The organism is Modestobacter sp. Leaf380 (genome assembly GCF_001424485.1).
Lineage (GTDB): Bacteria > Actinomycetota > Actinomycetes > Mycobacteriales > Geodermatophilaceae > Klenkia.
Window position 1 is genome coordinate 387,984 of the sequence record NZ_LMQC01000012.1, and the last position, 26,558, is coordinate 414,541.

The window sequence follows — 26,558 nt, forward strand, 5'->3', positions numbered from 1 at the left end:
ACGTGGGGGTCTCCTCCTGGGCTCACCCGCTGGCGAGGTCGTCCATGATCCGGGCGGCCTCCCGCAGGGTGGCCCGGTCCTCGGGCGAGAGCTCGTGCAGCCGGCCGGACAGCCACGCCTCCCGAGCCCGGGCCTCCTCGGTCAGCAGGGCCTCGGCCGCGGGGGTGAGGTCGATGACGACCTGCCGGCCGTCGGTGGGGTGCGGCGTGCGGGTGACCAGTCCCTTGCCCTCGAGCGCGACGACGACCCGGGTCATCGACGGGGGCTGCACCCGCTCGTGGCCGGCCAGCTCACCCGGGCTCATCGCACCGTGCCGCTTGAGGGTGGACAGCGCCGCCAGGTGGGTCAGCGTCACCGAGGTGTCCACCCGCTGGTTCCGCAGCCGGCGGGAGAACCGCATGACCGCCAGCCGCAGGTCGTGGGCCAGCGCTGCGGTGTCCAGCGTCGTCCGAGCCACGGGCACAACCTATCTACTTAGAGGAGGTAAGGAAAGCAGGTCAGAAGAGCTGCTGGAGCGGCTCCAGCGCGAAGTAGACCAGGAACAACGCGGCGACGACCCACATCAGCAGGTGCACGTCGCGGCGCCGCCCGGTGGCCACCCGCAGCAGCACGTAGCTGAGCACGCCTGCGCCGATGCCGTTGGTGATCGAGTACGTGAACGGCATCAGGGTGATCGTGAGGAACGCCGGGATGACCAGGGACATGTCGCCCCACTCCAGGTCCCGGATCTGGCTGATCAGCAGCGCGCCCACGATGACCAGCACGGGGGCGGCGGCCTCCGAGGGCACCACCTGGACCAGCGGGGTGAAGAACACCGCGACCAGGAACAGCACGCCCGTGGCCACGCTGGCCAGCCCCGTGCGGGCGCCGTCGGCGACCCCCGCGGTGCTCTCCACGTAGGTCGTGTTGGAGGAGACGCTCGCCGCGCCGCCGGCCGCGGCGGCCAGGGAGTCCACCAGCAGCACCGGCTGGGACCGGGGCAGGTTGCGGTCCTCGTCGAGCATCTCGCCCTCGGCCCCGACGGCGGTGACCGTGCCGACGGTGTCGAAGAAGTCCGCGATCATGATCGCGAAGACGATGAGCAGGGCGGCCACGACGCCGATGCGGGAGAACCCGCCGATGAGCGAGACGTGCCCGATGATCGAGAAGTCCGGCAGCGCCACGACGTCCTCGGGCAGCGCGGGCACCTGCAGCGCCCAGCCCCGCGGGTTGGTGCCACCGTTGCTCCCGCCCACCTGCGCGATCGCCTCGACGACGATCGCGAAGACCGTTGTCACGACGATGCCGATGAGCAGCCCGCCGCGCACCCTGCGGACGACGAGCACGCTGGTCAGGGCCAGACCGACGACGAAGGTCAGCAGCGGCCACCCGGCCAGTGACCCGTCGATGCCGAAGGACAGCGGCACGCTGCCCGACTGCGCCCGCCGGACGAAGCCGGCGTCCACCAGACCGATGATGGTCAGGAAGAACCCGATGCCCACGGCGATCGCGGTCTTCAGCTGACCGGGGATCGCCTCGAAGACCGCGCGCCGGAACCCGGTGAGCACCAGCACGGTGATCAGCAGGCCCTCCAGCACGACCAGGCCCATCACCTCGGGCCAGCTCAGCTGGGTGGCGGCGTAGACCGCGACGATCGCGTTGATGCCCAGGCCCGCGGCCAGCGCGAACGGGTACCGCCCCACGACGCCCATCAGGATGGTCAGCACCCCGGCCACCAGCGCGGTGACGGCGGCCACCGAGGCGAAGGGCAGGCTGTTCCCGTCGACGTCGACGCCGGACAGGATGATCGGGTTGAGCACCACGATGTAGGCCATCGTGAAGAAGGTGACCAGCCCGCCACGCAGCTCGCGGGCCACGGTCGACCGGCGCTCGGTGATGGAGAAGTACCGGTCCAGGCCGTTCTTCGGCTTGACCCTCGGGCCGGGGCTGCGCCGGGTGCTGCCCGCCGGGCGGGGCACCTCGACGGCGTCCTCGGTCTCGCGCGGGGTGGGACGGGACGTGTCGGGCAAGGTGGACCCCCGGATGCGGCGCCGGACGCTGACCGCGACCCGGCACGTCGGACGACGAGCGGCGACAGCGTGCCACACGCCGCGCCCCCCGGGTCCTCCTAGAGTCTCCGGTGTGCCCGCGCCGACCCGCCCCTCACCGCCCCCGCTGCGGGTGGACACCGCCCGCGTCGTCCAGGTCGGCGGGGTCCTGTGGGCGGTGGCCCTGGTCGTCGTGCTGCTGCTGGGCGACCGGCTGGACCGGGTGTGGACCTGGACCTGCGTCTGCGGCGTGGTGCTCGCCGTCGCCGGCCTGGGCATCATGCGCTGGCAGCACCAGCGCTGAGCGACGCCTAGATGGAGTCGTACACCGAGGTGTCGTAGCGGGCGGAGGTGACCACCTCGGCCGGCGGGCCGTCCTGCACCTCGAGGGAGGCCTGGCTGTGCGCACCGCACCCGTGGTCGACGGTGACGACGTGCCCGTCGGCGGGGGCGTAGGCGTTGGCGCAGACGCCGAGCTCGGAGCGCAGCGAGCCCGCCAGCGGCATCCAGAACCCGCAGGTGCCGCACGGACCCGGCGCGTGCCGGGCCATCGCCGAGCGGGGCCCGAAGTCGCCGTCGGCCCAGCGGGCCAGCGCGGACGTGCGGCCCTCGACGGAGAGCACCCGCTCGCGGCCCAGGCCGATCTCCTCGGCGACCACGCGACCGGCCGGGTCGTCCGCGGCGTCGTCGTCGGCGAGGTAGGAGGGGACGAGGCGGACGTCGTCCTCCGTGGAGGGCAGCACGTCGCCGACCGACAGGTCGCCCGGGCGCAGCCGCTCGTGCCACGGCACCCAGGCCGGGGCCAGCAGCGCGTCGTCGCCCGGGAGCAGGACGACCTCGTCGACGGTGACCGCGGCGTCGCCGGGGACGTGGGCCAGCGTGACGGCCCAGTGCCAGCCGACGTAGCCGGGCAGCTCGGCCTCGAAGGAGTGGGTCAGCACCTCACCGAGCGCCCCGGGGTCGGTGACCTGCTCGCGGTGGGTGCCCTGGTGCGCGCCGACCTCGGCAGCGGCACCGGCGGTCTCCACGGCGGCGGCCCGGGCGGTCTCCACGGCGGCGGTCAGCACGTCCAGCGACTCCCCGGAGACGGGGCGGGCGTCGGGTTCGGGGGCGGGCACGGCGTCGGACACGTGACCATCGTCCCCCACGGGGGGCCCGGAGCGCCCGCGGGGTGACCGGTCGCACCGCCACGGTGGGGCACCATGGACGCCGTGTCCGCCGACCCCGCCCCCCGTGCGCGGCGGCGCTGGGGACGGCGCGGGGACGCCGGGTCCACGGCAGGCGCTGCGACGAGCCCGCTGCAGGTCGCCCGGGTGCACACCCGACCGCTGCCGACGGCAGCGACCACCCCGCCCGGGGACGACTCCCCCACCGTCGTCGCCCCGCTCGGCGACACCTCCCCGCGGGTCGAGACCTGGCGGCCGGTGCCCGCCGCCGCGCGCGAGCCCGCGCAGCCGACCACCGTCCTGCCACCCGCCGCGGCGCCCTCCGGGGCGCCCGCCGAACCGGTGCGCGGCCTCGGCGCCCGCCCGGCCAAGCTCACCGTCACCCGGGTCGCCGCGCACCGCACCCGCCAGCTCACCGGCGCCGCGGTCCGCCGGGTGAACGCCGCCAGCCGCGCCGACGGAGCCGGGGAGAGCGGCCTGGCCGGGCTGCTGTGGGTCAACGCCCTGCACATGGCCGGGGACGCGATGATCGCCGTCTCGCTGGCCGGCACCCTCTTCTTCGCCGCCTCCACCGACGCCCAGCGCGGCAACGTGGCGCTCTACCTGCTGGTCACCATGGCGCCCTTCGCCGTCGTCGCGCCGGTGATCGGGCCGCTGCTGGACCGGCTGCAGCGCGGCCGCCGGTGGGCGCTGGCCGGGTCCCTGGTCGGGCGCGCGGTGCTGGCGGTGGTGATGGCAGCGCACTACGACGACCTCGCGCTCTACCCGGCGGCGCTGGGCGTGCTGGTGCTGTCCAAGGCGCTCAACGTGCTGCGCGCGGCCGTCGTCCCCCGGGTGCTGCCGGCGCAGATGTCGCTGACCTCGGCCAACGCCCGACTGTCGGTCTTCGGCCTGCTCACCGCCGGGGTCCTCGGTGGCATCGGCGCCGGGATCGCCCGGTTCGCCGGGTTCGACTGGCTGCTCTACGCCACCGCTGCGGTGTTCGTGCTGTCCGGGCTGCTCGCCGTCCGGCTGCCCGGACACGTGGACGCCCCGTTGCCCGGGCTGCCGGCCGACGTCCTCACCGACGGGATCGACGCCCAGGGACGGCGCTCCAGGCGCGCCCTGGGCCCGCACGTGGTGACGGCGCTGCGGGCCACGGCCGCACTGCGCGGGCTGGCCGGCTTCCTCACCATCTTCTCGGCGTTCCTGGTGCAGGCCACCGTCGCCGACGCCTGGGACGCGACGCTGTCGCTGGGCGTGATCGCCGCGGCCGCCGGGGTGGGCAGCGTCGTGGGCACCGGGATCGGCTCCCGGCTGCACGCGGTCAGCCCGGACAGGCTGGTGCTCGCCGCCGCCGGGTCGGCCGCGGTCATCACGGTCGCGGCAGCGGTGTTCTACAGCTTCGCGATGGCCGCCGTCGTCGCCGGGGTGTCCGCGATCGCGAACGCGCTGGGCAAGGTCGCCCTCGACGCGATCATCCAGCGCGAGGTGCGGGAGGAGCTGCGCGCCTCGGCGTTCGCGCGCTCGGAGACGCTGCTGCAGCTGACCTGGGTCTTCGGCGGCGCGCTGGGGATCGGGCTGCCCACGATCGGCTGGCTGGGGTTCACCGTGGCCGCCTCCCTGCTGACGCTGGCGGTCGGCCTGGTTCTCTGGGGCGGCCGCCCGAACGCGCCCGCCCCCCGGGTGGACCGTGCCCCCGGGGGCCGTGGCCTGCTCCGCCGGGGCCGCCGCGGCGGGCGGACCGACCGGACACAGCAGCAGGAGCAGGGGTGGGCATGAGCCGGGTACGCACCGCAGGAGCCGTGCTGGGCGCGGCGGCCCTGCTGGCCGGCTGCAACGCCGGCGGCGCCAGCGGCGCATCGGGCAGCTCGGACACCGCCCCCACGCTGCGGGTGCAGACCGGCGGCCAGGACGTCCGGGTCTCCCCCACCCAGTACTGCCTGGACGGCGACGGCCAGCGCTACACCAGCACGCCGCCGATCATCGAGGTCTCCCCCGACAGCACGATCGGGCTCACCGTGGCCGGCGACGTCGCCGAGCAGGGGTGGAGCGTGCAGGTCTTCGACGACCAGCTCGACGAGCTCATCGGCGAGGTCGACGTGGACTCCGGTACCGGCACCTTCACCGGCATCAACAGCTCCGACGTCGCCCCGGCGGCCTTCTACCTGGTCGTGGTCGAGGACTCCGACGACGGCGACTGCAACGGGTTGTCCGGCGCGTGGCCGGTCGGCTTCGTGCGCTCCGGGGAGACCGCACCGACCGACGGCAGCACCCCGACCCCGACCGGCTGAGCCGACCGGGGTCGTCCGTGCGGGCTCAGCCCGCCAGGTCGGTGGCGACCGCGCGCAGCACCGAGGAGACCTTGGTGGCGTACTCCCGGTCGGGGTAGCGACCGTGCCGCAGGCCCTCGCCGACGGAGTCCAGCAGGGTGATCAGGTCCTCGATGATCGGGACCAGCTCCTCGGGCTTCTTGCGGGTCGCCGTGCGGGTGGCGGCCGCCGCCGAGGGCAGCGGGTCGAGCACCTGCACCTGCAGCGCCTGGTCCCCCCGGCGGCCCTGGACGATCCCGTACTCCACGCGCTGCCCGGGGGTCAGCTCCGTGGTGCCCGCCGGGAGGGAGTCCCGGTGGACGAACACGTCCGGGCCGTCCTCCTGGGAGAGGAAGCCGAAGCCCTTCTCCGGGTTGAACCACTTCACCTTGCCGCTGGGCACGACGGTCCCTCGCTCTGCTCTGGGGTCGCCCCGGCCGACGGTGGCCGGGGCACGACGGCGGGCCTCTGCTCGGCCCACCGGACCCACCAGGCTAGTGCGCCCGGCCCCCGACGGCTCCCGAGTTCGCGGAGGGCGCACCTACCCTGGCGCCGTGCCCCCGCCGGACCCCGCCCCGCACCCGGACTACCGGTTCAGCCTGGCCAACGAGCGGACCCTGCTGGCCTGGTTGCGGACGGCGCTGGCGATGGTCGCCGGCGGCATCGCCGTGGCCCAGTTCGTGCCCGAGCAGGGGATCCCCGGAGGGAGCGTCGCGGTGTCGGTCGGGCTGCTGCTGGGCGGGCTGCTGACCGCGCTGGCCGGCTACCGCCGGTGGTCGCGCAACGAGGCGGCGATCGCCGCGGACCTGCCGCTCCCGGTCAGCCCGCTGGGCCGCCGGGTCACCGCCGGGCTGGCCGTCCTGGTCGCGGTGGTGCTGGTCCTGGTCGTGGTGGAGGCGCTGCGCTGAGCACCGCCCGTGGGGCCGGGGAGACCCAGCCGGCGCGCACGGCGCTGGCCTGGCAACGCACCGGGCTCGGCGTGCTGCTCGTCGCCGGCCTGCTGGCCCGGGCGGCCGCGGTGGCCCGGGAACCACTCGCCGTGGTGCCGACCGCCGCCGTCGCCCTGCTGGGGCTGGCGGTCCTGGGCGTGCTGGCCCCGCGACGGGCCGGCTCGGCCCGGGCGGCGGCAGAGCAGGGCGGCCCCGGCAGTGCCCGCACCGCGGCCCGGGCGGTCACCGCGGTCGTCGTCCTCACCGCCTGCGCGGGCCTGGTGACCGGGCTCCTGGTCCGCTGACCGGGGCCGCCGGCAAGTTACCGGCGGGTAGCGACGTGGGTCACCGAGGTGCGACCATCTCCGGCATGGCCGCCCGCAACGCAGCATCCCGCGTCGTCACCTCCCTCGCCGCCGCGGTGCGCCTGGTGTCCTCCGTGGTCGGCGGGCTGATCGTGCTGTACGCGGTCTTCGTGCTCTTCGAGGCGAACCCGGCCAACCCGCTGGTGGAGTTCACCGCCGGCGTGCGCAACGACCTGGGCGCGTTCACCGTCGGCCTCTTCGCCCCGGAGGACCCGAAGATCGCCGAGACGGTCAACGCGCTGATCGCCGCGATCGTCTGGGTGCTGGTGGGCAGCCTGCTGTCCAAGGCCATCACCCGCCTGGCACCCCGGACCACGGCGAAGGCCTGAGAGCGGCCTAGGCGGTGGCGACCTCGGCGAGGCCGAGCTCGGCCGTCGACGTCTCGCGCATCTCGACCTTGCGCACCTTGCCCGTCACCGTCATCGGGAACTCCTCGACGACCTTGACGTAGCGGGGCACCTTGTAGTGCGCCAGCTTGCCGGCGCAGAACTCCTTCAGCCCCTCCGCGGTCAGCTCGGGCGCACCCGGGCGCAGCCGCACCCAGGCCATCAGCTCCTCGCCGTAGCGCTGGTCCGGGACGCCGATGACCTGCACGTCGGCGATGTCGGGGTGGCTGTAGAGGAACTCCTCGATCTCCCGCGGGTACACGTTCTCCCCGCCGCGGATGACCATGTCCTTGATCCGGCCGACGATGTTCACGTAGCCCTCGGCGTCCATCACCGCGAGGTCCCCGGTGTGCATCCAGCGCGCCGCGTCGAGCACCTCGGCGGTCTTGGCCGGCTCGTCCCAGTAACCCAGCATCACCGAGTAGCCCCGGGTGCACAGCTCACCGGTGGTCCCCCGGGGCACGGTCAGCCCGGTCTCGGGGTCGACGACCTTGCTCTCCAGGTGCGGGTGCGTGCGCCCGACCGTGGACGTGCGGCGGTCCAGGTCGTCGTCGGCACCGGTCTGGGTGGAGACCGGCGAGGTCTCGGTCATCCCGTAGCAGATGGTCACCTCGGCCATGCCCATCTCGTCGACCACCCGCTTCATGACCTCGACCGGGCACGGCGAACCGGCCATGATCCCGGTCCGCAGGCTGGACAGGTCGTAGTCGGCGAAGTCGGGCAGCGCGAGTTCGGCGATGAACATCGTCGGGACGCCGTACAGCGACGTGCACCGCTCGTCCTGCACCGCCTGCAGGGTCAGCGCGGGGTCGAAGCCGGGGGCCGGGACGACCATCGTGGAGCCGTGCGAGGTGCAGCCCAGGTTGCCCATGCCCATGCCGAAGCAGTGGTAGTACGGCACCGGGATGCAGACCCGGTCGGCCTCGGTGTAACCGCAGCCCTCACCGACGAAGAACCCGTTGTTGAGCAGGTTGTGGTGGGTGAGCGTGGCGCCCTTGGGGAAGCCCGTCGTCCCCGAGGTGTACTGGATGTTGATCGGGTCGTCGGCGGACAGCTGCGCCTCGCGCTCGGCGAGCAGCCCGTGGTCGGCGGCCCGACCGGTGGCCATCAGCGCGTCCCACCCCGGGTCGCCGATGAAGAGCACCTCGCGCAGCGCCGGGGTGCTGTCGTGGACCTCGGCGACCATCGCCCGGTAGTCGCTGGTCTTGAACGACGGTGCGGCGACCAGCACGGAGATGCCGGCCTGCTCCAGCACGTAGGACAGCTCGTGGGTGCGGTAGGCCGGGTTGATGTTGACCAGGACGGCGCCCAGCTTGGCGGTGCCGTACTGGACGAAGACCCACTCGGCGCAGTTGGGCGCCCAGATGCCGACCCGGTCGCCCTTGCGCACGCCGAGCGCGTCCAGGCCCAGCGCGCAGGCGTCGACGTCGTCGACGAGCTGCGGGTAGGTCCAGCGGCGACCCGTGGCGCACTCGACCAGCGCCTCGTGGTCGCCCACCCGCGCTGCCGTCCGGTCCAGGTTGGCCCCGATGGTGTCGCCGAGCAGGGGCACCGTGGAGGTGCCGCTGCTGTAGGACGGCAGCGCGGGGGTGGTCATGCCTGCTCGCCGGGGCGCAGCTGGACGCCGGCCCGGTTCGGCTTGTCCGTCGGGTGGGCGTAGCGCAGCCGGTCGGCCGGCAGCGGGAAGGCGTGGTCCTCGCCGAACGGGGACAGCGAGCCGGTCATCTCGCTGACCAGCTCGGTCAGCGGCGGGCCGCCGTCCTCGGACTGGCCCCAGGTCGGCTCGACCAGGTGCGCGTTCTTGCTGTTCTTCTTGGCCACGGTCGCCTCCGGTGCTCGAGCCCGCTCGAGGGTGCGGGCCGCGTCGGGACACATCTTCCCGCGCAGTAGACCGGCCGCGCACGCCCCCACGCCACCCCCGGTCAGGGGTGGTCGCGGGAGACCACCCACGTGGCCAGCTCCGGGGCCGGCAACCCCGGCGCCCAGTGGAAGCCCTGCGCCTGGTCGCAGCCCAGGGCGACCAGCTCGCGCAGCTGGTCGACGTCCTCCACGCCCTCGGCGACCGAGCGCGCCCCCATCGCCCGGGCCAGCTGGATGCAGCTGGCGACGATGGCCCGGTCGCCGGCGTCGGTGCACAGGTCGGCGACGAAGGACCGGTCGATCTCGACCTCGTCCACCGGGGAGGTCTTCAGGTAGGTGAAGCTGGAGTGACCGGTGCCGAAGTCGTCGATGGCCCGGTCAGCCGGCCGCGTACAGCTGCTCCGCCAGGTCCAGCACCGCCATCGCGGTCAGCGGCCCGCCCTCGTGCGTGAACTTGTCGGTGCGGACCACCCGGTCGGTGCCCGCCGCGGGCAGCAACGGCCACAGCGGGTCCGCGGCCAGCGACGTCATCTCCTCCGGGGTGTCCACGATCAGCAGCAGGGCATCGGCGTCGCCGGCCGCGGTGACCAGCTCCTCCGGGCCGTACTCCGCCGTCCCCCCGGCGTCGCGGGCCGCGGTGACCGCCGAGCCGAAGACGGCACCGAGGTCGGTCAGGACCTCGGTCTGCAGGCGGGAGGTGACCACACCACTGCCCTCCGGGGCCCAGTCCAGCGGCAGCACGACGGTCTCGGCGATCTGCTGCGTGTACAGCCGGGAGAGCTCCTGCACCCGGGCGTCGTAGGCGGCGACGAGCTCGGCCGCGCGGTCGTCGCGGCCGGTCGCCTCGGCGACGAGGCGCAGGTCGTCCTGCCAGGCACCGCCCGAGGCCACCGACGACAGCGGGATGACCGGCGCGATGGCACTCAGTTGGTCGTAGACGCGCTCGACGTCCTCGTCCCGGCCGACGATCAGGTCGGGGTCGGCCGCGGCGATGGCCTCCAGGTCGACCTCGTTGCGGTTGAACAGCTCTCGCGCGCCCTCGGCCCTCGCCTCGTCCAGGGCGTCCCCGAGGGGCGCCTCCAGGTCGAAGGACGCGCTGTCGCTGTCCACCGGGAAGCCGACCAGCGGCAGCTCCAGCGCCAGGACGACGTCCAGGTCACGCCGGCCCTCGACGACCACGACCGAGTCGACCTCCAGGGGGACCTGGACCGTCCCCAGGCTCGTCGCGACCGTCCGCGTCGGTTCGGCGCTCTCCCCCGACGTGCCCGCCGAGCACCCCGAGAGGACGACGACGGCGACACCTGCGACCGACGAGACACGGACCAGAGCACTGCTCGACTTCATTAGGTGACCCTAAGTCGCCAGCGCGGGGATCCCCGTGCCGGACGGGTGTGCGGCTGCTCACCAGGCGACGGAGGATGCGGGCATGGAGTCCGAGCGGCGTCAGGTCCTCGCCTTCTCCGGCCTGCTCGACCCGCGCCCCGGCGACGGCTCCGTCTGGGACCTCATCGCCCACGCGCTGTCCGCCTGACGCGAGCACGGCCTGCCGTCGGTGCTCCGGCGGTGCTGGGAGGCCGGCGTCGTGCTGGCCGGGACGAGCGCGGGCAGCCTGTGCTGGTCCGAGCGCGGCCCCACCGACTCGCACGGCGACGACCTCGCCGGCCCGGCCGCGCAGCGGCGCACGCGCCCTACGCTGCGGCGATGGTCCCCATCGGAGAGATCCTGGTCGTGGGCCTCACCGTCCTGGCGCTCATCGGCGTCGCGGTGCTCGTGCTGCGCAGGCCTGTGACCCGGCGGCGAGAGGCCCGTCGGACGGGCGTGCCAGACCCCGCTGGTGCGGCGCCCGCGCCCGGCAGACGCGACGGCTGACGCCCGGACACCGGCTCAGTCGGGGTCGGGACCGTCCACCCGGCCGGTCCCGCGCGACGCGCGGGCCGTCATCAACCCCGCGGTGAGGGCTGCGGCGGCGGCGATGCCCGTGCCCACGGGACCGACGCTCATCACGACCGCCAGCACGAAGACGACGACGAAGACGACGAGCCCGGTGACGATCCCTCTCACGGCATCCACCTGCACATCCTTCTCCTGCGCGCCGGGGCGGGTCACAGTTCCTTCGCGCCGTAGACCGTCCCCGCACCGTCCGCGGTCAGCACCCACCGGCGGTCCCCCACCCGGGCGATCCGGACGTCGGCGTCGGCCAGGCGCTGCACGGCCCGGGTGCGCCAGGTGGCGGTGGACAGCAGCTGGAGGTCGACGTCCTCGCCGCCGCCGGTGGGCTCGACGCGCAGGGCTGCGGGTCCGGCGATCCGCAGCCGGCCCGGCTGCCAGGTCGTGCGGCCCAGGCCGCGGGTCCAGGCGGTGACGCGGACGTAGGAGCCGACGCCGACCACGAGGGCGCACAGACCCAGCAGCACCAGGACGAGCACGAGGAGCCCGGCACCGGGGACGCGTTCACCGCCGTCCCGGGTCACCCGTGCCGTGGCGACGCCGACCAGCACCCCGAGCACCACGGCCACCGCGCCGCCACCGAGCCAGCGCAGCGCGCCGGCCCGGGTGGCGGCCAGGTCGGTGCGGGTCTGCGGGTCGTCGAGGGCGCTGGACACGCTCGCGATGCTGTCACCCCCGCCCGGCACGTAGCGTGGACGGGATGGCCAGGACCGAGGAGTCAGCCCGACCCGCCACGCTCGCCGCGTGGCTGCGCACCCGCTCGGACGACGAGCTGGCCACCCTGCTGACCCTGCGGCCCGACGTCGCCCGCCCGGCACCGGCCGACGTCGTGGCGCTGGCGACCCGGCTCGCCGTCCCGGTGTCGGTGGACCGCGCCCTGGACGACCTGGACGCCGCCACCCTCCAGGTGCTCGACGTGGTGCTGCTGGCCGAGACCGACGGGCTGTCCCGGGCGGGGATAACCGCCGCGCTGCCGGCCGTCCCGGCCGCGACCGTGGACGGCGCGCTGGCCACGCTCACCGACCGCGCGCTGCTGTGGGGCGACGACGAGCTGCACGCCCCCGAGCCGGTGCGCCGCGCGGTCCGGCACCCGGCCGGGCTGGGCCGGCGCGGCAGCGACCTGCGCACCCCGCCCCCGGCCGACGTCCCCGAGGTGCTGGCCTCCCTCGACGAGGACGAGCTGGCCGTGCTGGAGCGACTGGCCGGCGACCGACCCGTCGGCCACCTGCCCGAGGACCGCAGCGCGGGCGCGGACTCCCCCGCCCGGCGGCTGCTGCGCCGCGGGCTGCTGGCCCGGGTGGACGCGGTCAACGTGGAGCTGCCCCGCGAACTGGGCCTGGCGCTGCGTGGCGACCGGCCCTACGGCCCGCCCCGGGTGCGCCCCGAGCCGGCCGTCGTGGAGCGGGACCCCGCCGTCGTCGACCGGCAGGCCGCCGGCGCCGCCCTGGAGGTCGTCGGGCGGGTCACCGAGCTGCTGGTCGCCCTGGAGGACGAGCCGGCCGGCCTGCTGCGCAGCGGCGGGCTCAGCGTGCGCGACCACAAGCGGCTGGCCAAGGCGCTCGGCGTCGGCGAGGCCGAGGCCGCGTTCCACGTCGAGCTCGCGCACGCCTCCGGCCTGCTGGACGTGGGTGGCGCCCAGCGCGACGAGTGGCTGCCCACCCGGGCCTACGACGCCTGGCGCGAGCTGGACCTGCCCGACCGGTGGGCGGTGCTCGTCGAGGGCTGGCTGGACTCGATCCGGCTGATCTCGTTGGTCGGGCAGAAGGACGTGGCGGGCAAGACGGTCAACGTGCTGTCCCCCGACGTCGTCCGGCAGACGGCGCCCGCCATCCGCCGGTCCGCCCTCGCCGCGCTGGCCGAGTACCCGCCCGGCCGCGGCCTGGGTCCCGACGACCTGGTCGCGATGCTGCGCTGGCGCACCCCCCGGCGGGCCGACCGGCTGGCCCCGGTCCCCGCGCTGGTGGCCGAGGCCGGTCGCCTGGGCGTCGTCGTGGGCGGGGTGCTGTCCAGCGGTGGCCGGGGCCTGCTCACCGGCGGTGCCGACGGCGCCGCCGACGGCATGCGCGGCCTGCTGCCCGAGCCGGTCGACCACGTGCTCGCCCAACCCGACCTGTCGCTCATCGCGCCGGGGCCGCTCGTCGCGGAGCTGGCCACCACGCTGTCCGCCGTCGCCGACGTCGAGTCCTCCGGTGGCGCCACGGTCTACCGGGTCAGCGACGCCAGCATCCGGCGCGCCCTGGACAGCGGCTGGTCGGCCACCGAGCTGCACGACTTCTTCACCCGCGCCTCCCGCACCCCGGTGCCCCAGGCGCTGGACTTCCTCGTCGACGACGTCGCCCGCCAGCACGGCCGGCTGCGGGTCGGTGCGATCGAGTGCTACGTCCGCAGCGACGACCACGGGCTGCTGTCCCAGGTGCTGTCGGACAAGCGCAGCGCCGGCGCCGAGCTGCGCCGGCTGGCCCCGGGCGTGCTGGTCAGCGGGCTGCAGGCCGACGAGGTGCTCGCCGTGCTGCGCACCGCCGGGTACGCCCCGGCCGGGGAGTCCTCGGGCGGCGCGGTCCTGACCCGGCCGCCGGCCAAGCCGCGCGCCGCCGGCCGCCGTCCCGGGACGACGCTGCCGGCCGGCCCGCGCGGACTGGCCCCGGCCGAGGTGGAGGCCACCGTCCGCGAGGTCCGCGCCGGCGACGCCGCACTGGCCGCCCGGCGGGTCGAGCCGCTGAGCCGCCCCCCGGGCGTGACGACGGCGGGCACGCTGGAGCTGCTGACCCGCGCGGTCCGCGAGCAGCTGGCGGTCTGGTTGGGCTACGTGGACGCGCAGGGCACCGGGAGCCAGCGCGTCGTGCGGCCCACGTCGCTGATGGGCGGGTTCCTGCAGGGGTTCGACGAGGGCCGCGGGGAGTCCCGGACGTTCGCCGTCCACCGGATCACCTCGGTCGCACTGGTGGAGGACCCCACCGACTGACCGGGTGTCGGAATGGCCGGGGTCGTGATCGACTTGGACGTCGTTGGTGCTTGCAACAAAGCGGGACCAGCGCGGACGAAGGACCACGGACATGGCACAGCGACGGACCGTCGCAGACCGGTTGGCGACGGTGCTCGGCACCGTCCTGGACACCACGGAGCTGCCGGTGCGGCTGCGCGGGTGGGACGGCTCGACGGCCGGGCCGCCCGGCGCGCCCGTGCTCGCCGTCCGCGACCGACGGGCGTTGCGCCGCCTGCTCTGGTCCCCCGGGCAGCTCGGCCTGGGGCGCGCCTACGTCGCCGGCGACATCGACCTCGAGGACGACGTCTTCGACACGTTCGCGGCACTGAGCTCGGTCGGCAAGCTGTCCGAGACCGGCACGATGCGCCCGGCCACGGTGGCCGACCGGCTGGTGCTCGCGCGCACCGCGCTGGGGCTCGGCGCCGTCGGCCCGGAGCCCGCTCCCCCGGCCGAGGAGGCCGACCTGGGTCGGCACGGCCGGCGGCACACCCGACGCCGGGACGCCGCGGCCATCGCCCACCACTACGACGTCGGCAACGACTTCTACGAGCTCGTGCTGGGCCCCTCGATGGTCTACAGCTGTGCGGTCTGGGACAGCCCCGACGTCGGGCTGGACGCGGCGCAGGAGGCCAAGCTGGACCTGGTCTGCCGCAAGCTCGGGCTCACCGAGGGCAGCCGGCTGCTGGACGTGGGGTGCGGCTGGGGCTCGATGGCCGTCCACGCGGCCGGGCGGTACGGCGCCACCGTCGTCGGCGTCACCATCTCCGAGGAGCAGGCCACCCTGGCCCGCAAGCGGGTCGCCGAGGCCGGGCTGACCGACAGGGTCGAGATCCGGGTGCAGGACTACCGCGCTGTCGAGGACGGCCCCTTCGACGCGATCAGCTCCATCGGCATGGCCGAGCACGTCGGCCGGGCCCGACTGCCCGAGTACGTCGCGCGACTGGCCGGGCTGCTGCGCCCGGGCGGTCGGCTGCTCAACCACGCGATCGCCTGGAACGCCGGGGACGCCGCCTGGGACGAGGACTCCTTCATCGCCCGCTACGTCTTCCCCGACGGCGAGCTGCTGGGGCTGGGCGAGATGGTGGGCGCCGTCGAGGCCGGCGGCCTGGAGGTCGTCGACGTCGAGGCGCTGCGCCGGCACTACGCGCTCACCCTGCGCGCCTGGGTGGCGCTGCTGGAGGAGCACTGGGACGCCGCCGTCGCCGCCACCAGCGAGGGGCGGGCCCGGGTCTGGCGGCTGTACATGGCCGCCTGCGCGCTGGCCTTCGAGAAGGGCGCGATGGGCGTGGACCAGGTGCTGGCGGTCAAGCCCGGCGGGGCGCAGCCCCCGCTGCGCCGGACCGCCTGGGTCTGAACCGCACAGCGGGTCACTCGGCAGTCATCGGGTCGCGTCGTGACGCGACCCGATGACGGCACGGTGACCCGCGGCACCGCAAGCGGCGGGAGCAACCTGTCGGTACCGGTGGTTACCGTGGAGTACCTGCTCCTAGCCGAAGGACACACGTGAGCGACGGACCCCTGATCGTGCAGTCCGACAAGACCCTGCTGCTGGAGGTCGACCACCCCCAGTCCAAGGAGTGCCGGGCCGCGATCGCACCCTTCGCCGAGCTGGAGCGCTCGCCGGAGCACGTGCACACCTACCGGGTCACCCCGCTGGCGCTGTGGAACGCGCGCGCCGCGGGCCACGACGCCGAGCAGGTCGTGGACGCCCTGGTGCGCTACAGCCGGTACCCGGTGCCGCACGCCCTGCTGGTCGACGTCGCCGACACGATGGACCGCTACGGCCGGCTCACGCTGTCCACCAACCCGGTGCACGGCCTGGTGCTGACCACCACCGACCGGGCTGTGCTCACCGAGGTCTCGCGCAGCAAGAAGGTCGCCCCGATGCTGAGCCACCGCATCGACGACGACACCTTCGTGGTGAACCCCTCCGAGCGCGGCCGGCTCAAGCAGGCGCTGCTCAAGGTCGGCTGGCCGGCCGAGGACCTCGCCGGCTACGTCGACGGCCAGGCGCACCCGATCGAGCTGGACCAGGCCGACTGGCACCTGCGGGACTACCAGCAGGAGGCCGTGGACGGCTTCTGGGCCGGCGGGTCCGGTGTCGTCGTGCTGCCCTGCGGGGCCGGGAAGACCCTGGTCGGTGCCGCGGCCATGGCGCAGGCCAAGGCGACGACGCTGATCCTGGTCACCAACACCGTGGCCGGGCGGCAGTGGAAGCGCGAGCTCATCGCCCGCACCACGCTCACCGAGGACGAGATCGGCGAGTACTCCGGGGAGCGCAAGGAGATCCGGCCGGTCACCATCGCGACCTACCAGGTGATCACCACCCGCCGGAAGGGCGAGTACCGGCACCTGGACCTCTTCGACGCCCAGGACTGGGGCCTGATCGTCTACGACGAGGTGCACCTGCTCCCCGCGCCGATCTTCCGGCTCACCGCCGACCTGCAGTCCCGCCGCCGGCTGGGCCTCACCGCCACGCTGGTGCGCGAGGACGGCCGTGAGGACGATGTCTTCTCCCTGATCGGGCCCAAGCGCTACGACGCCCCGTGGCGCGACATCGAGGCGCAGGGCTACATCGCCCCCGCCGAGTGCATCGAGGTCCGGGTGTCCCTGGACGACGAGGAGCGGATGACCTACGCGGTCGCCGAGCCCGAGGAGCGGTACCGCATCGCGGCCACCGCGCAGTCCAAGATGCCGGTCATCCGGCGCATCCTGGAGCGGCACCCCGAGGAGCAGAAGCTGGTCATCGGCGCCTACCTGGACCAGCTGGAGGAGCTCGGCGTCGCGCTGGACGCGCCGGTGATCCAGGGGTCGACGACGAACAAGGAGCGCGAGCGCCTGTTCGGCGACTTCCGCACCGGGGAGATCAAGACCCTCGTCGTCTCCAAGGTCGCGAACTTCTCCATCGACCTGCCCGAGGCCGCCGTCGCCGTCCAGGTGTCGGGCACGTTCGGCTCCCGGCAGGAGGAGGCCCAGCGGCTGGGCCGGGTGCTGCGCCCCAAGGCCGACGGCCGGACGGCGCACTTCTACACCGTGGTCAGCCGGGACACCCTGGACAGCGAGTACTCCGCGCACCGCCAGCGCTTCCTGGCCGAGCAGGGCTACGCCTACACGATCGTCGACGCCGCCGACCTGGCCGGCCGCGGCGAGGTCAACGGCCCCGACTGGGTGGAGGAGCCCACCACCGACTGACCGTCCGGCTCGCCCGGGAGCAGGAGACGCTGGCCACACCGGCGGTGGGACCCGGGTGAAGTGCCTGGTCAGCGCGCTGCGGCGCACGCCTGTACACGACCGGGGGCGGCACACGAAAGGCCGCCCCGGGCTGGGCGTGTCTCCCGATCGCCAGGCATATTGGACGCCGTCATGGCCTCCCCCGCACCCGTCTACGCCGCCGGCGCACGCCCGCTCCGCGCGTGGCAGCAGCTGGCTCTCGAGCGCTACGAGGAGTCCTCCCCCAAGGACTTCCTGGTCACCGCGACCCCCGGCGCCGGCAAGACGACGTTCGCCCTGACGCTGGCCTCCCGGCTGCTGCAGCGCCGCGAGATCGCCCGGGTCGTCGTCGTCGCCCCGACCGACCACCTGCGCCTGCAGTGGGCCGACGCCGCCGACCGGGCGGGCATCGTGCTGGACCCCGGCCTGACCAACGCCGTCGGCCCGGTCCGCGCGGGCACCTCGGGCTACGTGACCACCTACGCCCAGGTCGCCGGCAAGCCGATGCTGCACGCGGCGCGGTCCACCTCGGTGAAGACGCTGGTCATCCTGGACGAGATCCACCACGCCGGGGACGGTCTGTCCTGGGGCGAGGCCGTCGCCGAGGCCTTCGGCAGCGCCCGCCGCCGGCTGTGCCTGACCGGGACGCCCTTCCGCACCAAGGCCGACGAGCGGATCCCCTTCGTGCGCTACGAGGAGGACGTCTTCGAGGCCGATGACGGCGAGCGCGGCGTCGGGCTGGCCTCCCGCGCCGACTACACCTACGGCTACAAGGAGGCGCTGGCCGACAGCGTCGTCCGGCCGGTCGTCTTCGCCGCCTACACCGGCACCGCGCGCTGGCGGAACTCCGCCGGCGAGGTCGTCGCCGCCTCGCTCACCGAGGCCGGCACCAAGTCCGTCGAGATGGCCGCCTGGCGCACCGTGCTGGACCCCAAGGGCCAGTGGGTGCCGCACGTCATCGCCGCGATGGACGAGCGGATCACCCACCTGCGCGAGCACGGCATCCCCGACGCCGCCGGGCTGGTGCTCGCCTCCGACCAGGACGACGCCCGTGCCTACGCCAAGATCGTCCGGCGGATCACCGGCAAGGCGCCCGAACTGATCCTGTCCGACGACCCCAAGGCCTCGAAGAAGATCGAGCGGTTCGCCACCGGCTCGGCCCGGATCGCCGTCTGCGTGCGGATGGTCTCCGAGGGCGTCGACATCCCCCGCGCCGCCGTGCTGGCCTGGATGACGTCCTACCGGACGCCGCTGTTCTTCGCCCAGGCCGTCGGCCGCGTCGTCCGCGCCCGGGACCCGCGCGAGTCCGCCACCGTCTTCCTGCCCGCCGTCCGGCCGCTGCTGGCGCTGGCCGCGGCGATGGAGACCGAGCGCAACCACGTCATGCCCCCGCCCAAGCGGACCGAGGAGGACCTCGAGGCCCTCGACCTCGACGTCCCCGAGAAGGAGGCCCGCGAGGGCGAGCTGCAGAAGTGGGAGGCCCTGGAGGCCGACGCCCGCTTCGCGCACGTCCTGCACGGCGGCACCGCGCACACCGGGGCGGGCAACCGGCCGGCGCTGGCCCCCGACGAGGAGGACTTCGTCGGCATCCCCGGCCTGCTCACCCCCGAGCAGACCGCCGAGCTGCTGAGCAAGCGCGACGACGACCTGCGGATCCGCATCGCGGCCAGCCACCGGGACGACGACGGCAGCGACTTCATGGTCGTCGACGAGCCGCTGGAAGAGGAGACCAAGGGCTGGCGCGACGCCGCCGAGCTCCGCCGCGAGATCAACCGGCTGGTCTCGCGCGTCTCGGCCCGCACCTCCACCCCGCACGCCGTGGTGCACACCCAGCTGCGTCAGTCGGTGCCCGGGCCGCCCTCGGCCTCGGCGTCGGTGGACGTGCTGCGCATGCGCCGGGAGCGCCTGCGCACGATGCTCTGACCCCGGCTCCCTCCCCGCGTCGGATCAGCTTTCGGGACGGGGCACGGCGAGCGGGGCGAGCATGACGGCGCCGGCCGGCACGTCCTGCACGACGGTGGCGTTGGCCCCGACCACCGCGTCGTCCCCCACGCGCACCGGGCCGACGACGACGGCCCCCGCCCCGATGCGCACCCGGTCGCCGATGACGGGCTGACCGTGCCGGGTGTGCCCGACGGTCACCTGCTGGTTGACCCAGCAGTCGGCCCCGACCGCCGAAGCGGTCAGCGTGGTGGCGAAGCCGTGCTCGATGAACAGCCCCGGGCCGATGACGGCGGCCCCCAGGTGCAGCGTGGGCAGCGGGCGCCACAGCGCGCGCAGCAGGGCGCGCACCGGCCACGGCAGCGGGGTCAGCCGGTAGTGCACCAGCGAGCGGAACTCCGGGTGCCGGGCGACCAGCCAGCCGAACCGGGCGCGGGGCGAGAGCGCGGCGACGTCGGGACGGCGCAGGCAGGCGGCGAACCGGTCGGCGTCCCGGCGCAGGTACGGGCCGGCCTCGGCCCGCTCGACGACCGCCCACAGCGGGGCCGCGGCCAGGGTGCCGGCCCACACGGCCGTCCGGGAGCTCACCGCGTCATGGTGGCAGTCCCCTCGGTCGTCGAGTGCGGAGCAGTGCCGGTCAGCAGGCTCCCGTGACCGGCACTGCTCCGCACTCGATGCCGCGTCAGGTCAGCTCGGTGCCCTTGGTCTCGCGCAGGGTGAGGATGACGCCGAAGGCGATGGCTGCGGCGACGGCCACGTAGACGAAGAAGAACACCGGGTGCCCGGCGTCGGACAGCGCCGTGATCACCAGCGGTGCCGTGCCGCCGAAGAGCGCGACCGTGAGGTTGTACCAGGACCCGATGCCGGTGGCCCGCAGCTCCGTGGGGAACAGCTCGCTCATCACCGCAGGGGCCAGCGAGGCCATCATCGCGTACAGCCCCAGGCCCACGCAGAAGACGACGATCAGCGAGAAGAGGTCGTCGCGCACCAGGAACGACAGCGGGATGATGAGCACCGCCATCGCCCCGGACCACACCAGCATCTGCGGCTTGCGCCCGACCCGGTCCGACAGCGCGCCCAGCGGGTAGCACAACGCGACGAACAGGGCCGTGCCGATGCTGAGGGCGATGAAGACCTGGTTGCCGTCGGCGCCGCGGAAGTTGATAGCGAACGGGGTCAGCGCGGAGAAGAACGTGTAGTAGCTCAGCGTGGACAGCAGCGTGAAGGCGCACAGCTGCAACACCGCCCGCGGGTGGTCCCGGATGGTCTGCATCAACGGGTTCTTGGTGGCCCGGGCCTTGGCTGCGTTCTCCTCGAACTGGTCGGTCTCGGCCAGCGACCGGCGCAGCCACAGGCCCACGAAGCCCAGCAGGCCACCGACGCCGAACGCGATCCGCCAGCCGTAGGCCTGCAGCTGGTCCTCGGTGAGCACCGTGGTGAGCAGCACGCCCATCAGCGAGGCCAGCAGCAGCGCGGTGCCGGTGGAGATGTAGAAGAACGCCGAGTAGCGGCCGCGGCGGGCCGGCGGGGCGATCTCGGCGAGGTAGGCCGAGGCGTTGGAGACCTCACCGCCCAGGCTCATGCCCTGGGCGATGCGGGCCAGCAGCAGCAGGATCGGGGCCAGCCAGCCGACCTGCTCGTAGGTCGGCAGGACGGCGATGACCAGCGAGCCGCCGGCCATCAGCAGGATCGTGACCAGCATGCCGGCCTTGCGGCCCTTGAGGTCGGCGAAGCGGCCCAGCACGTAGCCGCCGAGCGGGCGGAAGAAGAAGGCCAGCGCGTACGTCGACGTCGCACCGATCAGGGCCAGCGCGTCGTTCTCGGCGGGGAAGAACTGGCCCGCGAAGTAGACGACGAAGGTCGCGTAGACCGTCCAGTCGAACCACTCCACGGCATTGCCGATGCTGGCCGACACCAGGGTCTTCACCGGCAGCTTGTGCTGCTCGGTGTCGGGCTGCCGCTGGACGGTGCTGCTCACGGTGGGACTCCCGTCGGTGGGCACTGGGTCGCGAGCCACCGTAGTGACCCAGGACTCAGCTCGCTCACCGACGGGACCCAGCTCCCGCCCGGGTGGCTCAGTTGACGACGTACTCCGCGCCGTCGTCGACCACGTCGTCGTCGGTGCCGTCGTCGTCGTTGTCGTCGTCGGCGTCCTCCGGCTCGGCGACGGGCTGGTCGGTGCCCTCGTCGAAGCTGCCGCTGCCGTCGGTGTCGGCGTACAGGGTCGCCTCGAGGTCGGCGTCACCGTCCAGCGGCGGGGCGAGGTCGACCTGCACGTCGGTGCTCACCCCGGCGTCGACGGAGGTGCTGCCCAGCACGGTGTTGTCGTCGCTGCGGTCGTCGTCGTCGACGCGGACGACGACGAAGCCGGCCTCGGGGGCAGAGACACGGGCGACGACGGCGGTGTCACCGCCACCGGACTGGTCCTGGAAGTCGATGGCGGCGGCCGAGCCGCCGGCGCCCTGGGAGGCCGAGGCGTCCGAGGAGGAACCTGCCGAGGATGCCGCGGAGGAGGCGCTGCTGGAGCCGCTGGAGGCGACGGAGGCGACGCCCACGGCGTCGTCGTCGGACCCGCAGGCGGAGAGGACGAGCAGGCCGGCCACGGCCGGCAGGGCGAGGAGCATGCGGGAGGAGGTCATGTCACCGATCGTGCGCAGCGCTCCCGAGACCCACATGAGCCCGACATGAGAGCAGTCTCATCGGAGGCGCTGCGCGTAGTCCCAGGTGGGCGGGGCACAGTGGGCCCGGAGTCCGCCGGCCGCCCGCCGGTGGACGTGAGAGGAGCACCGTGACCGAGAACGCGACGAGCGACCGCACGTCCCCGCCCACCGTCTTCGTGCTGTTCGGGGCCACCGGCGACCTCGCGCGCCGGATGGTGCTGCCGGCCTTCTTCCAGCTCGCCCAGCACGGCCTGCTGCCCCCGGACTGGCGGTTGGTCGGCAGCGGCCGCGGCGAGCGCTCCGACGAGGACTTCGTCGACCACGTCCGGGGTGCCCTGGAGGAGTTCGGCCCCTCGCCCGACGACGGCCCGTGGGACGAGTTCGCCACCCGGCTGCGCTTCGCCGGCGGCGGCTTCACCGTCGAGGACCCCGGCGCACTGCTCGACGCGGTGTCCGCGGCGCGCGACGACCTGGGCGAGGAGGCGCAGCTGGTGCACTACCTGTCACTGCCGCCCAAGGCCTTCCTGGACTACACCAGGGCCCTGGGTGAGCACGGCCTCGCCGAGGGGTCCCGGGTGGTCTACGAGAAGCCCTACGGCGCCTCCCCCGACGGGTTCCGCGAGCTCGACGAGGTCGTGCACTCGGTCTTCGACGAGCAGCAGGTCTTCCGGATCGACCACTTCCTGGGCAAGGAGGGCACCCAGGACCTGCACGTGCTGCGCTTCGCCAACGGCCTCTTCGAGCACGTCTGGAGCCGGGAGCACGTCGCCCAGGTGCAGATCGACGTCCCCGAGGACCTCGACGTCGCCGACCGGGCCGACTTCTACGACGGCACCGGCGCCACCCTGGACATGCTGGTCACCCACCTGTTCCAGGTCGCCGCCGAGGTCGCCATGGAGCCGCCGGTCAGCTTCGCCGCCGACGACATCCTCGCCGCCCGCGAGTCCGTGCTGGCCGCGTTCCGGCCGCTGGCACCCGAGGACGTCGTCCTGGGCCAGTTCGAGGGCTACCGCGACCTGGACGGCGTCCCGGACGACAGCACCACCGACACCTTCGTGGCCGCGCGGCTGTTCATCGACTCCGGCCGCTGGCGCGGGGTGCCGTTCCTGCTGCGCACCGGCAAGCGGATGGCGGCCAAGGAGCAGCGGGTCAGCCTGGTGCTGCACCGGCCCAAGGGCCCGGTCAACGACGTGCCGGCCAACGGCAACGTGATCAGCCTGTCGCTGGCCGGCGCCGGTGCCGTCGACATCGACGTGATGGCCAAGCGGCCCGGCCCCGACCTGGCGATGGCCCCCGCCCGGGTCTCGCTGGACCTGTCGAAGATCCCCGGCGGGGACCCCCTGCCGCCCTACGTCTCGCTGATCCACGACGTGCTCACCGGCGACCGGTCGCTGTTCACCACCAGCGAGGGCCTGGCCCAGACCTGGCGGGCCCTGCAGCCGGTCCTCGACGACCGTCCCGAGGTGCACCCCTACGAGCCGGACTCGTGGGGTCCGGCCGAGGCGACGGCGCTGGCCGGCGAGCACGGCTGGCTGCTCGGCCAGACCGAGTAGAGGACCCTCGTGCAGATGGCCTGACGACGAAGGCCCCCTCCCGGTGCGGGAGGGGGCCTTCGTCGTGCGGTGGGGTCCGGACCGGACGCTGGTCGCCTCGCGGCGAGTTGCGCATCCGGGGCTCCAGCCTCGTGAGAGCGGTATTCCCCGGCGGCAGTTATCCAGTGGAGCCCGGGGACACAGGTCGCCCGGCCCGGACGTCTCCCAGGGTACGCCCCGCCGAGCCCTCGACTCAGTTGAAGCCGCGGTCGTCCTGCTTGAGCGTGGTGTCCACGGTCAGGGCGCTGGCGACGACGAGGCTGGCCAGCGGGTCCTCCAGCCGGCGGTGCACCTGGACGACGTAGTTGTCCGCGGTGGTGAACGACGTCCGCAGGAAGCCCTCCCACTTCTTGGTGATCCGGGCGACCTCCTGTCCGGTGTGGTCGGTGATCGAGAAGTCCCAGGCCCGCCAGTTCTCGGCCTGGATCGCCCCGGCCACCTGACCGCCCACGACGAGGTCGAAGCGGATCTTGCCGAAGACGTTGGCCTGCACGATCTCCCCGACCGGGGTGCCGTCCCCGCGGGAGACCTGCACCCGGGACTTCACCAGCTTCGCCGGCCGGGTCAGGTGCAGCACCACCCCGTGGGCGTCGCGGACCTCGAGCTGGTGCGTGAGGAACTGGTCGAGCTGGGAGACGAAGCGCAGCGCCTTCTTGGCCGCGGACTGGCCCACCTGGACGACGGCGCCGATCTGCTGGCCGTTGGCGTCGAAGACCGAGTACTCGTTGGTCAGCTCGATCAACTTCGTCTTCTGGTTGACCACGAGCGTCGGCTGCTCGAAGAGCGGCGAACGGGGCGGCGCGCCGCCGTACTGGACCGGCTGCGGCTGTGCCGGTGCCTGCTGCACCTGCACCGGGGCGGGTGCCGGCTGGCCCGCCGGCGGCGGCGGCGCGGCCGCCTGCTGGACGTGCTCGGTCCAGCCGTTGCCGTCCCACCAGCGGGTGCCGGGGGTGCCTGCGGGGTCGGGGTACCAGCCCGGCGGGGGCGGCGGAGAGGACATGGCAGGCACCGTAGTGCCGCCGCGGACGGCTGCCAGACTGGCGCGCGTGACCGGTCTGAGCGAGGTGGAGGCCCGGGTCCTGGACGCCCTGGACACCGGGTGGCTGCTCGACCGGCTCCGGGAGCTGGTGGCAGTGCCCTCGGTGGGCGGCACCGACGCGGAGTCCGACGCCCAGCACCTGGTCGCCGGCTGGCTGGAGGACACCGGCACCGACGTCGACCGCTGGCCGATCGACCTGGTGGCCGCTGCGACCGCGCCGGACGCCCCCGGCCAGGAGGTCGTGCGGTCCGAGGCGTGGGGCGTCGTCGGCACCCTGCCCGGGGTGCAGGACGGCGACCCGGCCCTGGTGCTGTGCGGGCACTCCGACGTCGTCCCGGCCGGGGACTCGGCCCTGTGGCCCGGTGACCCGTTCACCCCGCGGTTGGCCGACGGCGTCCTGCACGGCCGCGGCACCTGCGACATGAAGGGCGGGCTGGTGGCCGCGCTGGCCGCCGTCCGCGCCGTCCGCGCCGCGGGGGTCCGGCTGCTCCGCCCGCTGGCGGTGCACAGCGTGGTCGGCGAGGAGGACGGCGGGCTCGGCGCCTGGGCGACGCTGGAGCGCGGGCACCGCGGCGACGCCTGCGTCATCCCCGAACCGACCGCGGGGTCGGTGATGACCGCCAACGCCGGCGCGCTGACCTTCCGGCTCACCGTCACCGGGCTCGCCGCGCACGGCGCGATGCGGGACGCCGGGGTCAGCGCCGTCGAGCTGTTCGCCGAGGTGCACGCCGCGCTGCGGGCCCTGGAGGCCGAGCGGCAGGACGACGTCGACCTCTTCCTGGGCACCCGGCTGCCCTACGGCATCTCCATCGGGACGGTGCAGGCCGGCGACTGGTCCTCGACCGTGCCCGACCGGCTGGTCGCCGAGGGCCGCTACGGGGTGCGGGTCGGCGAGCCGGTGGAGACCGCCCGCGGTGTCCTGGAGAGCCACCTGGCCCGGTTCAGCGCGGGCCACCCCTGGCTGGCCGAGCACCCGGTGCGGGTCGACTGGGTCGGGGGCAGCTTCGCCAGCGGGCAGCTGCCGCAGGGCTCGCCGCTGCTGCCCGCCGTCCAGCAGGCCGCCGTGGACGCCGGCCGTCCCCGGCCGGCCGAGCGCGCCGTCCCCGCCGGTACCGACCTGCGGTTGTACGCCGCGGCCGGCGTCCCGACGCTGCACTACGGGCCCGGCGACCTGGCCCTGGCACACGCGCCCCGCGAGCAGGTCCCGCTGGCCGACGTCGAGCACGTCGCCCGGGTGCTGGCCCTGACCGCGCTGCGGGAGTGCGGGGTGCACTCGTGGGTGTGACCTTCGAGGACTGGGCGGCCCTCGCCGGGGACTCCGCGACGTCGCGCACCGAGTGGGCCGCCGTGCTGGGCGCCTGGGCCGAACCGCACCGGCGCTACCACGACGTCGCGCACCTGGCGGCGGTGCTGGGCATCGTCGGCGAGCTGGCGGACGCGGCCACCGACCCGACCGCCGTCGCCCTCGCCGCCTGGTACCACGACGTGGCCTACGACCCCCGCCGCTCGGACAACGAGCAGGTCAGCGCCGACCGGGCCAGGATCGGGCTGCTCGGTCTGGTGCCCGACGCCGTGGTCGAGGAGGTCGTCCGACTGGTGCTGCTCACCACGAGCCACGACCCCGCCGACGACGACGCGGACGGCGCCGTGCTGTGCGACGCCGACCTGGCGGTGCTGGCCGGTCCCCCGGAGCACTACGCCGCCTACGCCTCCGCGGTCCGCGAGGAGTACGCGCACCTGGACGACGACGTGTTCACCGCCGGGCGCACCGCGGTGATCGAGCAGCTGCTGGCCCTCCCCCGGCTGTACCGGCTGGAGCGGACGGCGGCGCTGTGGACCGAGCCGGCCCGGGCCAACCTGACTGCCGAGCTCACCCTGCTGCGCTCGCTCGCGGCTTCCTGACCCGCAGACCCGCGGCCAGCAGCCGGGACAGCAGCTCCCGGGCCGACACCGACTCTGCGCCGGCCGCGACGGCGACCGCGTGCAGCTCCTCGGGGACGTCGTAGTGGTCCCCCTGGAACGCCCGCCGCGGGATGCCCAGCTCGGCCTCGACGAAGGCGTGCAGCTCGTCGTAGTCGGTGTCGCTGACCAGGTGCGACCAGAGCCGGCCACGCCAGGGCCACACGGGGGTGTCGATCAGCACGGCCACCGTGCCATCGTCG

General features: G+C 74.3%; 28 protein-coding genes and 1 pseudogene. 14 read left to right on the top strand and 15 right to left on the bottom strand.

Annotation, left to right across the window (positions count from 1 at the left end; genetic code table 11):
• Positions 1 to 22: 22 nt before the first annotated feature.
• Together ASG41_RS09885 and ASG41_RS09890 are read right to left on the bottom strand one after the other, a co-directional pair.
• A complete protein-coding gene (locus tag ASG41_RS09885; RefSeq protein WP_082556755.1) occupies positions 23 to 457 on the bottom strand; it encodes a MarR family winged helix-turn-helix transcriptional regulator in 435 nt (144 codons plus the stop codon).
• Between the two features lie 40 nt (positions 458 to 497).
• A complete protein-coding gene (locus ASG41_RS09890) occupies positions 498 to 2,009 on the bottom strand; it encodes an NCS2 family permease (protein ID WP_082556756.1) in 1,512 nt (503 codons plus the stop codon).
• Between the two features lie 112 nt (positions 2,010 to 2,121).
• On the opposite strand from ASG41_RS09890, the gene ASG41_RS09895 reads away from it, so the two are divergent.
• Complete coding sequence (locus tag ASG41_RS09895; protein WP_056293301.1) at positions 2,122 to 2,331, top strand: DUF2530 domain-containing protein; 210 nt, start codon at positions 2,122 to 2,124, stop codon at positions 2,329 to 2,331.
• 7 nt (positions 2,332 to 2,338) lie between these two features.
• On the opposite strand, the gene ASG41_RS09900 is transcribed toward ASG41_RS09895, so the two are convergent.
• Positions 2,339 to 3,157 carry a DUF3027 domain-containing protein gene (locus ASG41_RS09900; RefSeq protein WP_056293305.1) on the bottom strand — a complete coding sequence of 273 codons (819 nt, stop codon included), beginning with the start codon at positions 3,155 to 3,157 and terminating at the stop codon, positions 2,339 to 2,341.
• Between the two features lie 72 nt (positions 3,158 to 3,229).
• Here ASG41_RS09900 and ASG41_RS09905 point away from each other — a divergent pair, with 72 nt between their 5' ends.
• Together ASG41_RS09905 and ASG41_RS09910 are read left to right on the top strand one after the other, a co-directional pair.
• Positions 3,230 to 4,954 carry an MFS transporter gene (locus ASG41_RS09905; RefSeq protein ID WP_235564689.1) on the top strand — a complete coding sequence of 575 codons (1,725 nt, stop codon included), beginning with the start codon at positions 3,230 to 3,232 and terminating at the stop codon, positions 4,952 to 4,954.
• Complete coding sequence (locus ASG41_RS09910; RefSeq protein ID WP_056294778.1) at positions 4,951 to 5,466, top strand: DUF2771 family protein; 516 nt, start codon at positions 4,951 to 4,953, stop codon at positions 5,464 to 5,466. Before ASG41_RS09905 ends, ASG41_RS09910 begins: the two co-directional genes overlap by 4 nt.
• A gap of 235 nt (positions 5,467 to 5,701) precedes the next feature.
• Here ASG41_RS09910 and ASG41_RS24740 read toward each other — a convergent pair.
• Positions 5,702 to 5,887 (bottom strand): annotated as a pseudogene (locus tag ASG41_RS24740) (cold-shock protein); the annotation flags it as partial.
• A 151-nt stretch (positions 5,888 to 6,038) separates the two neighbouring features.
• Here ASG41_RS24740 and ASG41_RS09920 point away from each other — a divergent pair.
• The 3 genes from ASG41_RS09920 to ASG41_RS09930 all read left to right on the top strand — a co-directional run bounded on the left by ASG41_RS09920 (position 6,039) and on the right by ASG41_RS09930 (position 7,107).
• Positions 6,039 to 6,392 (top strand): YidH family protein, encoded by a 354-nt coding sequence (locus ASG41_RS09920; protein WP_056293310.1) that lies wholly within the window; start codon positions 6,039 to 6,041, stop codon positions 6,390 to 6,392.
• Between the two features lie 71 nt (positions 6,393 to 6,463).
• Positions 6,464 to 6,718: a hypothetical protein gene (locus ASG41_RS09925; protein ID WP_235564691.1), complete on the top strand. Its 255-nt coding sequence runs from the start codon at positions 6,464 to 6,466 to the stop codon at positions 6,716 to 6,718.
• A gap of 65 nt (positions 6,719 to 6,783) precedes the next feature.
• Positions 6,784 to 7,107, top strand: a complete 324-nt coding sequence (locus ASG41_RS09930) for a hypothetical protein (RefSeq protein WP_056293313.1) — start codon at positions 6,784 to 6,786, stop codon at positions 7,105 to 7,107.
• Positions 7,108 to 7,114: 7 nt separating this feature from the next.
• Here the strand turns inward: ASG41_RS09930 and ASG41_RS09935 are convergent, their stop codons facing one another.
• The 4 genes from ASG41_RS09935 to ASG41_RS09950 all read right to left on the bottom strand — a co-directional run bounded on the left by ASG41_RS09935 (position 7,115) and on the right by ASG41_RS09950 (position 10,368).
• On the bottom strand, positions 7,115 to 8,761 hold the full coding sequence (locus ASG41_RS09935) for an AMP-binding protein (protein ID WP_056293317.1): 1,647 nt from the start codon (positions 8,759 to 8,761) through the stop codon (positions 7,115 to 7,117).
• The gene (locus ASG41_RS09940) at positions 8,758 to 8,985 is read right to left on the bottom strand and encodes a hypothetical protein (RefSeq protein WP_056293321.1); all 228 of its coding nucleotides are present in this window, start codon (positions 8,983 to 8,985) and stop codon (positions 8,758 to 8,760) included. Before ASG41_RS09940 ends, ASG41_RS09935 begins: the two co-directional genes overlap by 4 nt.
• 101 nt (positions 8,986 to 9,086) lie before the next feature.
• Positions 9,087 to 9,395: an EAL domain-containing protein gene (locus tag ASG41_RS09945; RefSeq protein ID WP_082556757.1), complete on the bottom strand. Its 309-nt coding sequence runs from the start codon at positions 9,393 to 9,395 to the stop codon at positions 9,087 to 9,089.
• Positions 9,396 to 9,402: 7 nt separating this feature from the next.
• Positions 9,403 to 10,368, bottom strand: coding sequence for an ABC transporter substrate-binding protein (locus ASG41_RS09950; protein ID WP_056293327.1), 966 nt, complete (start codon positions 10,366 to 10,368; stop codon positions 9,403 to 9,405).
• 199 nt (positions 10,369 to 10,567) lie between these two features.
• Between ASG41_RS09950 and ASG41_RS25460 the strand changes: the two genes are divergently transcribed.
• The gene (locus ASG41_RS25460) at positions 10,568 to 10,813 is read left to right on the top strand and encodes a Type 1 glutamine amidotransferase-like domain-containing protein (protein ID WP_369800022.1); all 246 of its coding nucleotides are present in this window, start codon (positions 10,568 to 10,570) and stop codon (positions 10,811 to 10,813) included.
• A gap of 95 nt (positions 10,814 to 10,908) precedes the next feature.
• Here ASG41_RS25460 and ASG41_RS09955 read toward each other — a convergent pair whose 3' ends face one another.
• Together ASG41_RS09955 and ASG41_RS09960 are read right to left on the bottom strand one after the other, a co-directional pair.
• Positions 10,909 to 11,085 (bottom strand): hypothetical protein, encoded by a 177-nt coding sequence (locus tag ASG41_RS09955; protein ID WP_162245549.1) that lies wholly within the window; start codon positions 11,083 to 11,085, stop codon positions 10,909 to 10,911.
• 41 nt (positions 11,086 to 11,126) lie between these two features.
• Positions 11,127 to 11,627: a hypothetical protein gene (locus tag ASG41_RS09960; RefSeq protein WP_056294784.1), complete on the bottom strand. Its 501-nt coding sequence runs from the start codon at positions 11,625 to 11,627 to the stop codon at positions 11,127 to 11,129.
• Positions 11,628 to 11,671: 44 nt separating this feature from the next.
• Between ASG41_RS09960 and ASG41_RS09965 the strand changes: the two genes are divergently transcribed.
• The 4 genes from ASG41_RS09965 (at position 11,672) to ASG41_RS09980 (ending at position 19,087) form a co-directional block, all read left to right on the top strand.
• A complete protein-coding gene (locus ASG41_RS09965) occupies positions 11,672 to 13,933 on the top strand; it encodes a helicase C-terminal domain-containing protein (RefSeq protein ID WP_056293334.1) in 2,262 nt (753 codons plus the stop codon).
• Positions 13,934 to 14,024: 91 nt separating this feature from the next.
• Positions 14,025 to 15,308: a cyclopropane-fatty-acyl-phospholipid synthase family protein gene (locus ASG41_RS09970; RefSeq protein ID WP_082556758.1), complete on the top strand. Its 1,284-nt coding sequence runs from the start codon at positions 14,025 to 14,027 to the stop codon at positions 15,306 to 15,308.
• A gap of 149 nt (positions 15,309 to 15,457) precedes the next feature.
• The gene (locus tag ASG41_RS09975) at positions 15,458 to 17,146 is read left to right on the top strand and encodes a DNA repair helicase XPB (RefSeq protein ID WP_056293336.1); all 1,689 of its coding nucleotides are present in this window, start codon (positions 15,458 to 15,460) and stop codon (positions 17,144 to 17,146) included.
• A 171-nt stretch (positions 17,147 to 17,317) separates the two neighbouring features.
• Entirely contained in the window at positions 17,318 to 19,087 is a 1,770-nt protein-coding gene (locus ASG41_RS09980; RefSeq protein ID WP_056293339.1) for a DEAD/DEAH box helicase, read from the top strand.
• A gap of 24 nt (positions 19,088 to 19,111) precedes the next feature.
• On the opposite strand, the gene ASG41_RS09985 is transcribed toward ASG41_RS09980, so the two are convergent.
• From ASG41_RS09985 to ASG41_RS09995, 3 genes are all read right to left on the bottom strand, one after another.
• Positions 19,112 to 19,693, bottom strand: a complete 582-nt coding sequence (locus ASG41_RS09985) for a serine acetyltransferase (protein ID WP_157519244.1) — start codon at positions 19,691 to 19,693, stop codon at positions 19,112 to 19,114.
• 94 nt (positions 19,694 to 19,787) lie between these two features.
• Positions 19,788 to 21,083 (bottom strand): MFS transporter, encoded by a 1,296-nt coding sequence (locus ASG41_RS09990; RefSeq protein WP_056293342.1) that lies wholly within the window; start codon positions 21,081 to 21,083, stop codon positions 19,788 to 19,790.
• 97 nt (positions 21,084 to 21,180) lie between these two features.
• Complete coding sequence (locus ASG41_RS09995) at positions 21,181 to 21,744, bottom strand: hypothetical protein (protein WP_157519246.1); 564 nt, start codon at positions 21,742 to 21,744, stop codon at positions 21,181 to 21,183.
• 149 nt (positions 21,745 to 21,893) lie between these two features.
• Between ASG41_RS09995 and ASG41_RS10000 the strand changes: the two genes are divergently transcribed.
• On the top strand, positions 21,894 to 23,318 hold the full coding sequence (locus tag ASG41_RS10000) for a glucose-6-phosphate dehydrogenase (NADP(+)) (protein WP_056293348.1): 1,425 nt from the start codon (positions 21,894 to 21,896) through the stop codon (positions 23,316 to 23,318).
• A 232-nt stretch (positions 23,319 to 23,550) separates the two neighbouring features.
• On the opposite strand, the gene ASG41_RS10005 is transcribed toward ASG41_RS10000, so the two are convergent.
• On the bottom strand, positions 23,551 to 24,357 hold the full coding sequence (locus ASG41_RS10005; RefSeq protein ID WP_056293352.1) for a phospholipid scramblase-related protein: 807 nt from the start codon (positions 24,355 to 24,357) through the stop codon (positions 23,551 to 23,553).
• 46 nt (positions 24,358 to 24,403) lie between these two features.
• Here ASG41_RS10005 and ASG41_RS10010 point away from each other — a divergent pair, with 46 nt between their 5' ends.
• Together ASG41_RS10010 and ASG41_RS10015 are read left to right on the top strand one after the other, a co-directional pair.
• Positions 24,404 to 25,681: an ArgE/DapE family deacylase gene (locus ASG41_RS10010; RefSeq protein ID WP_200938813.1), complete on the top strand. Its 1,278-nt coding sequence runs from the start codon at positions 24,404 to 24,406 to the stop codon at positions 25,679 to 25,681.
• Positions 25,678 to 26,298 carry a metal-dependent phosphohydrolase gene (locus ASG41_RS10015; RefSeq protein ID WP_235564693.1) on the top strand — a complete coding sequence of 207 codons (621 nt, stop codon included), beginning with the start codon at positions 25,678 to 25,680 and terminating at the stop codon, positions 26,296 to 26,298. The genes ASG41_RS10010 and ASG41_RS10015 overlap by 4 nt, the downstream gene beginning before the upstream one ends.
• On the opposite strand, the gene ASG41_RS10020 is transcribed toward ASG41_RS10015, so the two are convergent.
• On the bottom strand, positions 26,267 to 26,545 hold the full coding sequence (locus ASG41_RS10020) for a DUF4031 domain-containing protein (RefSeq protein WP_056293361.1): 279 nt from the start codon (positions 26,543 to 26,545) through the stop codon (positions 26,267 to 26,269). The two genes, ASG41_RS10015 and ASG41_RS10020, sit on opposite strands and share 32 nt — an antisense overlap.
• Positions 26,546 to 26,558 lie beyond the last annotated feature (13 nt).

Bases quoted from the DNA above. Each gene is read 5' to 3' on its own strand.
- ASG41_RS09905 (WP_235564689.1), top strand. From the start codon at position 3,230: ATGGACGCCGTGTCCGCCGACCCCGCCCCCCGTGCGCGGCGGCGCTGG.
- ASG41_RS09910 (WP_056294778.1), top strand. From the start codon at position 4,951: ATGAGCCGGGTACGCACCGCAGGAGCCGTGCTGGGCGCGGCGGCCCTG.
- ASG41_RS09930 (WP_056293313.1), top strand. From the start codon at position 6,784: ATGGCCGCCCGCAACGCAGCATCCCGCGTCGTCACCTCCCTCGCCGCC.
- ASG41_RS09935 (WP_056293317.1), bottom strand. From the start codon at position 8,761: ATGACCACCCCCGCGCTGCCGTCCTACAGCAGCGGCACCTCCACGGTG.
- ASG41_RS09950 (WP_056293327.1), bottom strand. From the start codon at position 10,368: ATGAAGTCGAGCAGTGCTCTGGTCCGTGTCTCGTCGGTCGCAGGTGTC.
- ASG41_RS09965 (WP_056293334.1), top strand. From the start codon at position 11,672: ATGGCCAGGACCGAGGAGTCAGCCCGACCCGCCACGCTCGCCGCGTGG.
- ASG41_RS09970 (WP_082556758.1), top strand. From the start codon at position 14,025: ATGGCACAGCGACGGACCGTCGCAGACCGGTTGGCGACGGTGCTCGGC.
- ASG41_RS09980 (WP_056293339.1), top strand. From the start codon at position 17,318: ATGGCCTCCCCCGCACCCGTCTACGCCGCCGGCGCACGCCCGCTCCGC.
- ASG41_RS09995 (WP_157519246.1), bottom strand. From the start codon at position 21,744: ATGACCTCCTCCCGCATGCTCCTCGCCCTGCCGGCCGTGGCCGGCCTG.
- ASG41_RS10005 (WP_056293352.1), bottom strand. From the start codon at position 24,357: ATGTCCTCTCCGCCGCCCCCGCCGGGCTGGTACCCCGACCCCGCAGGC.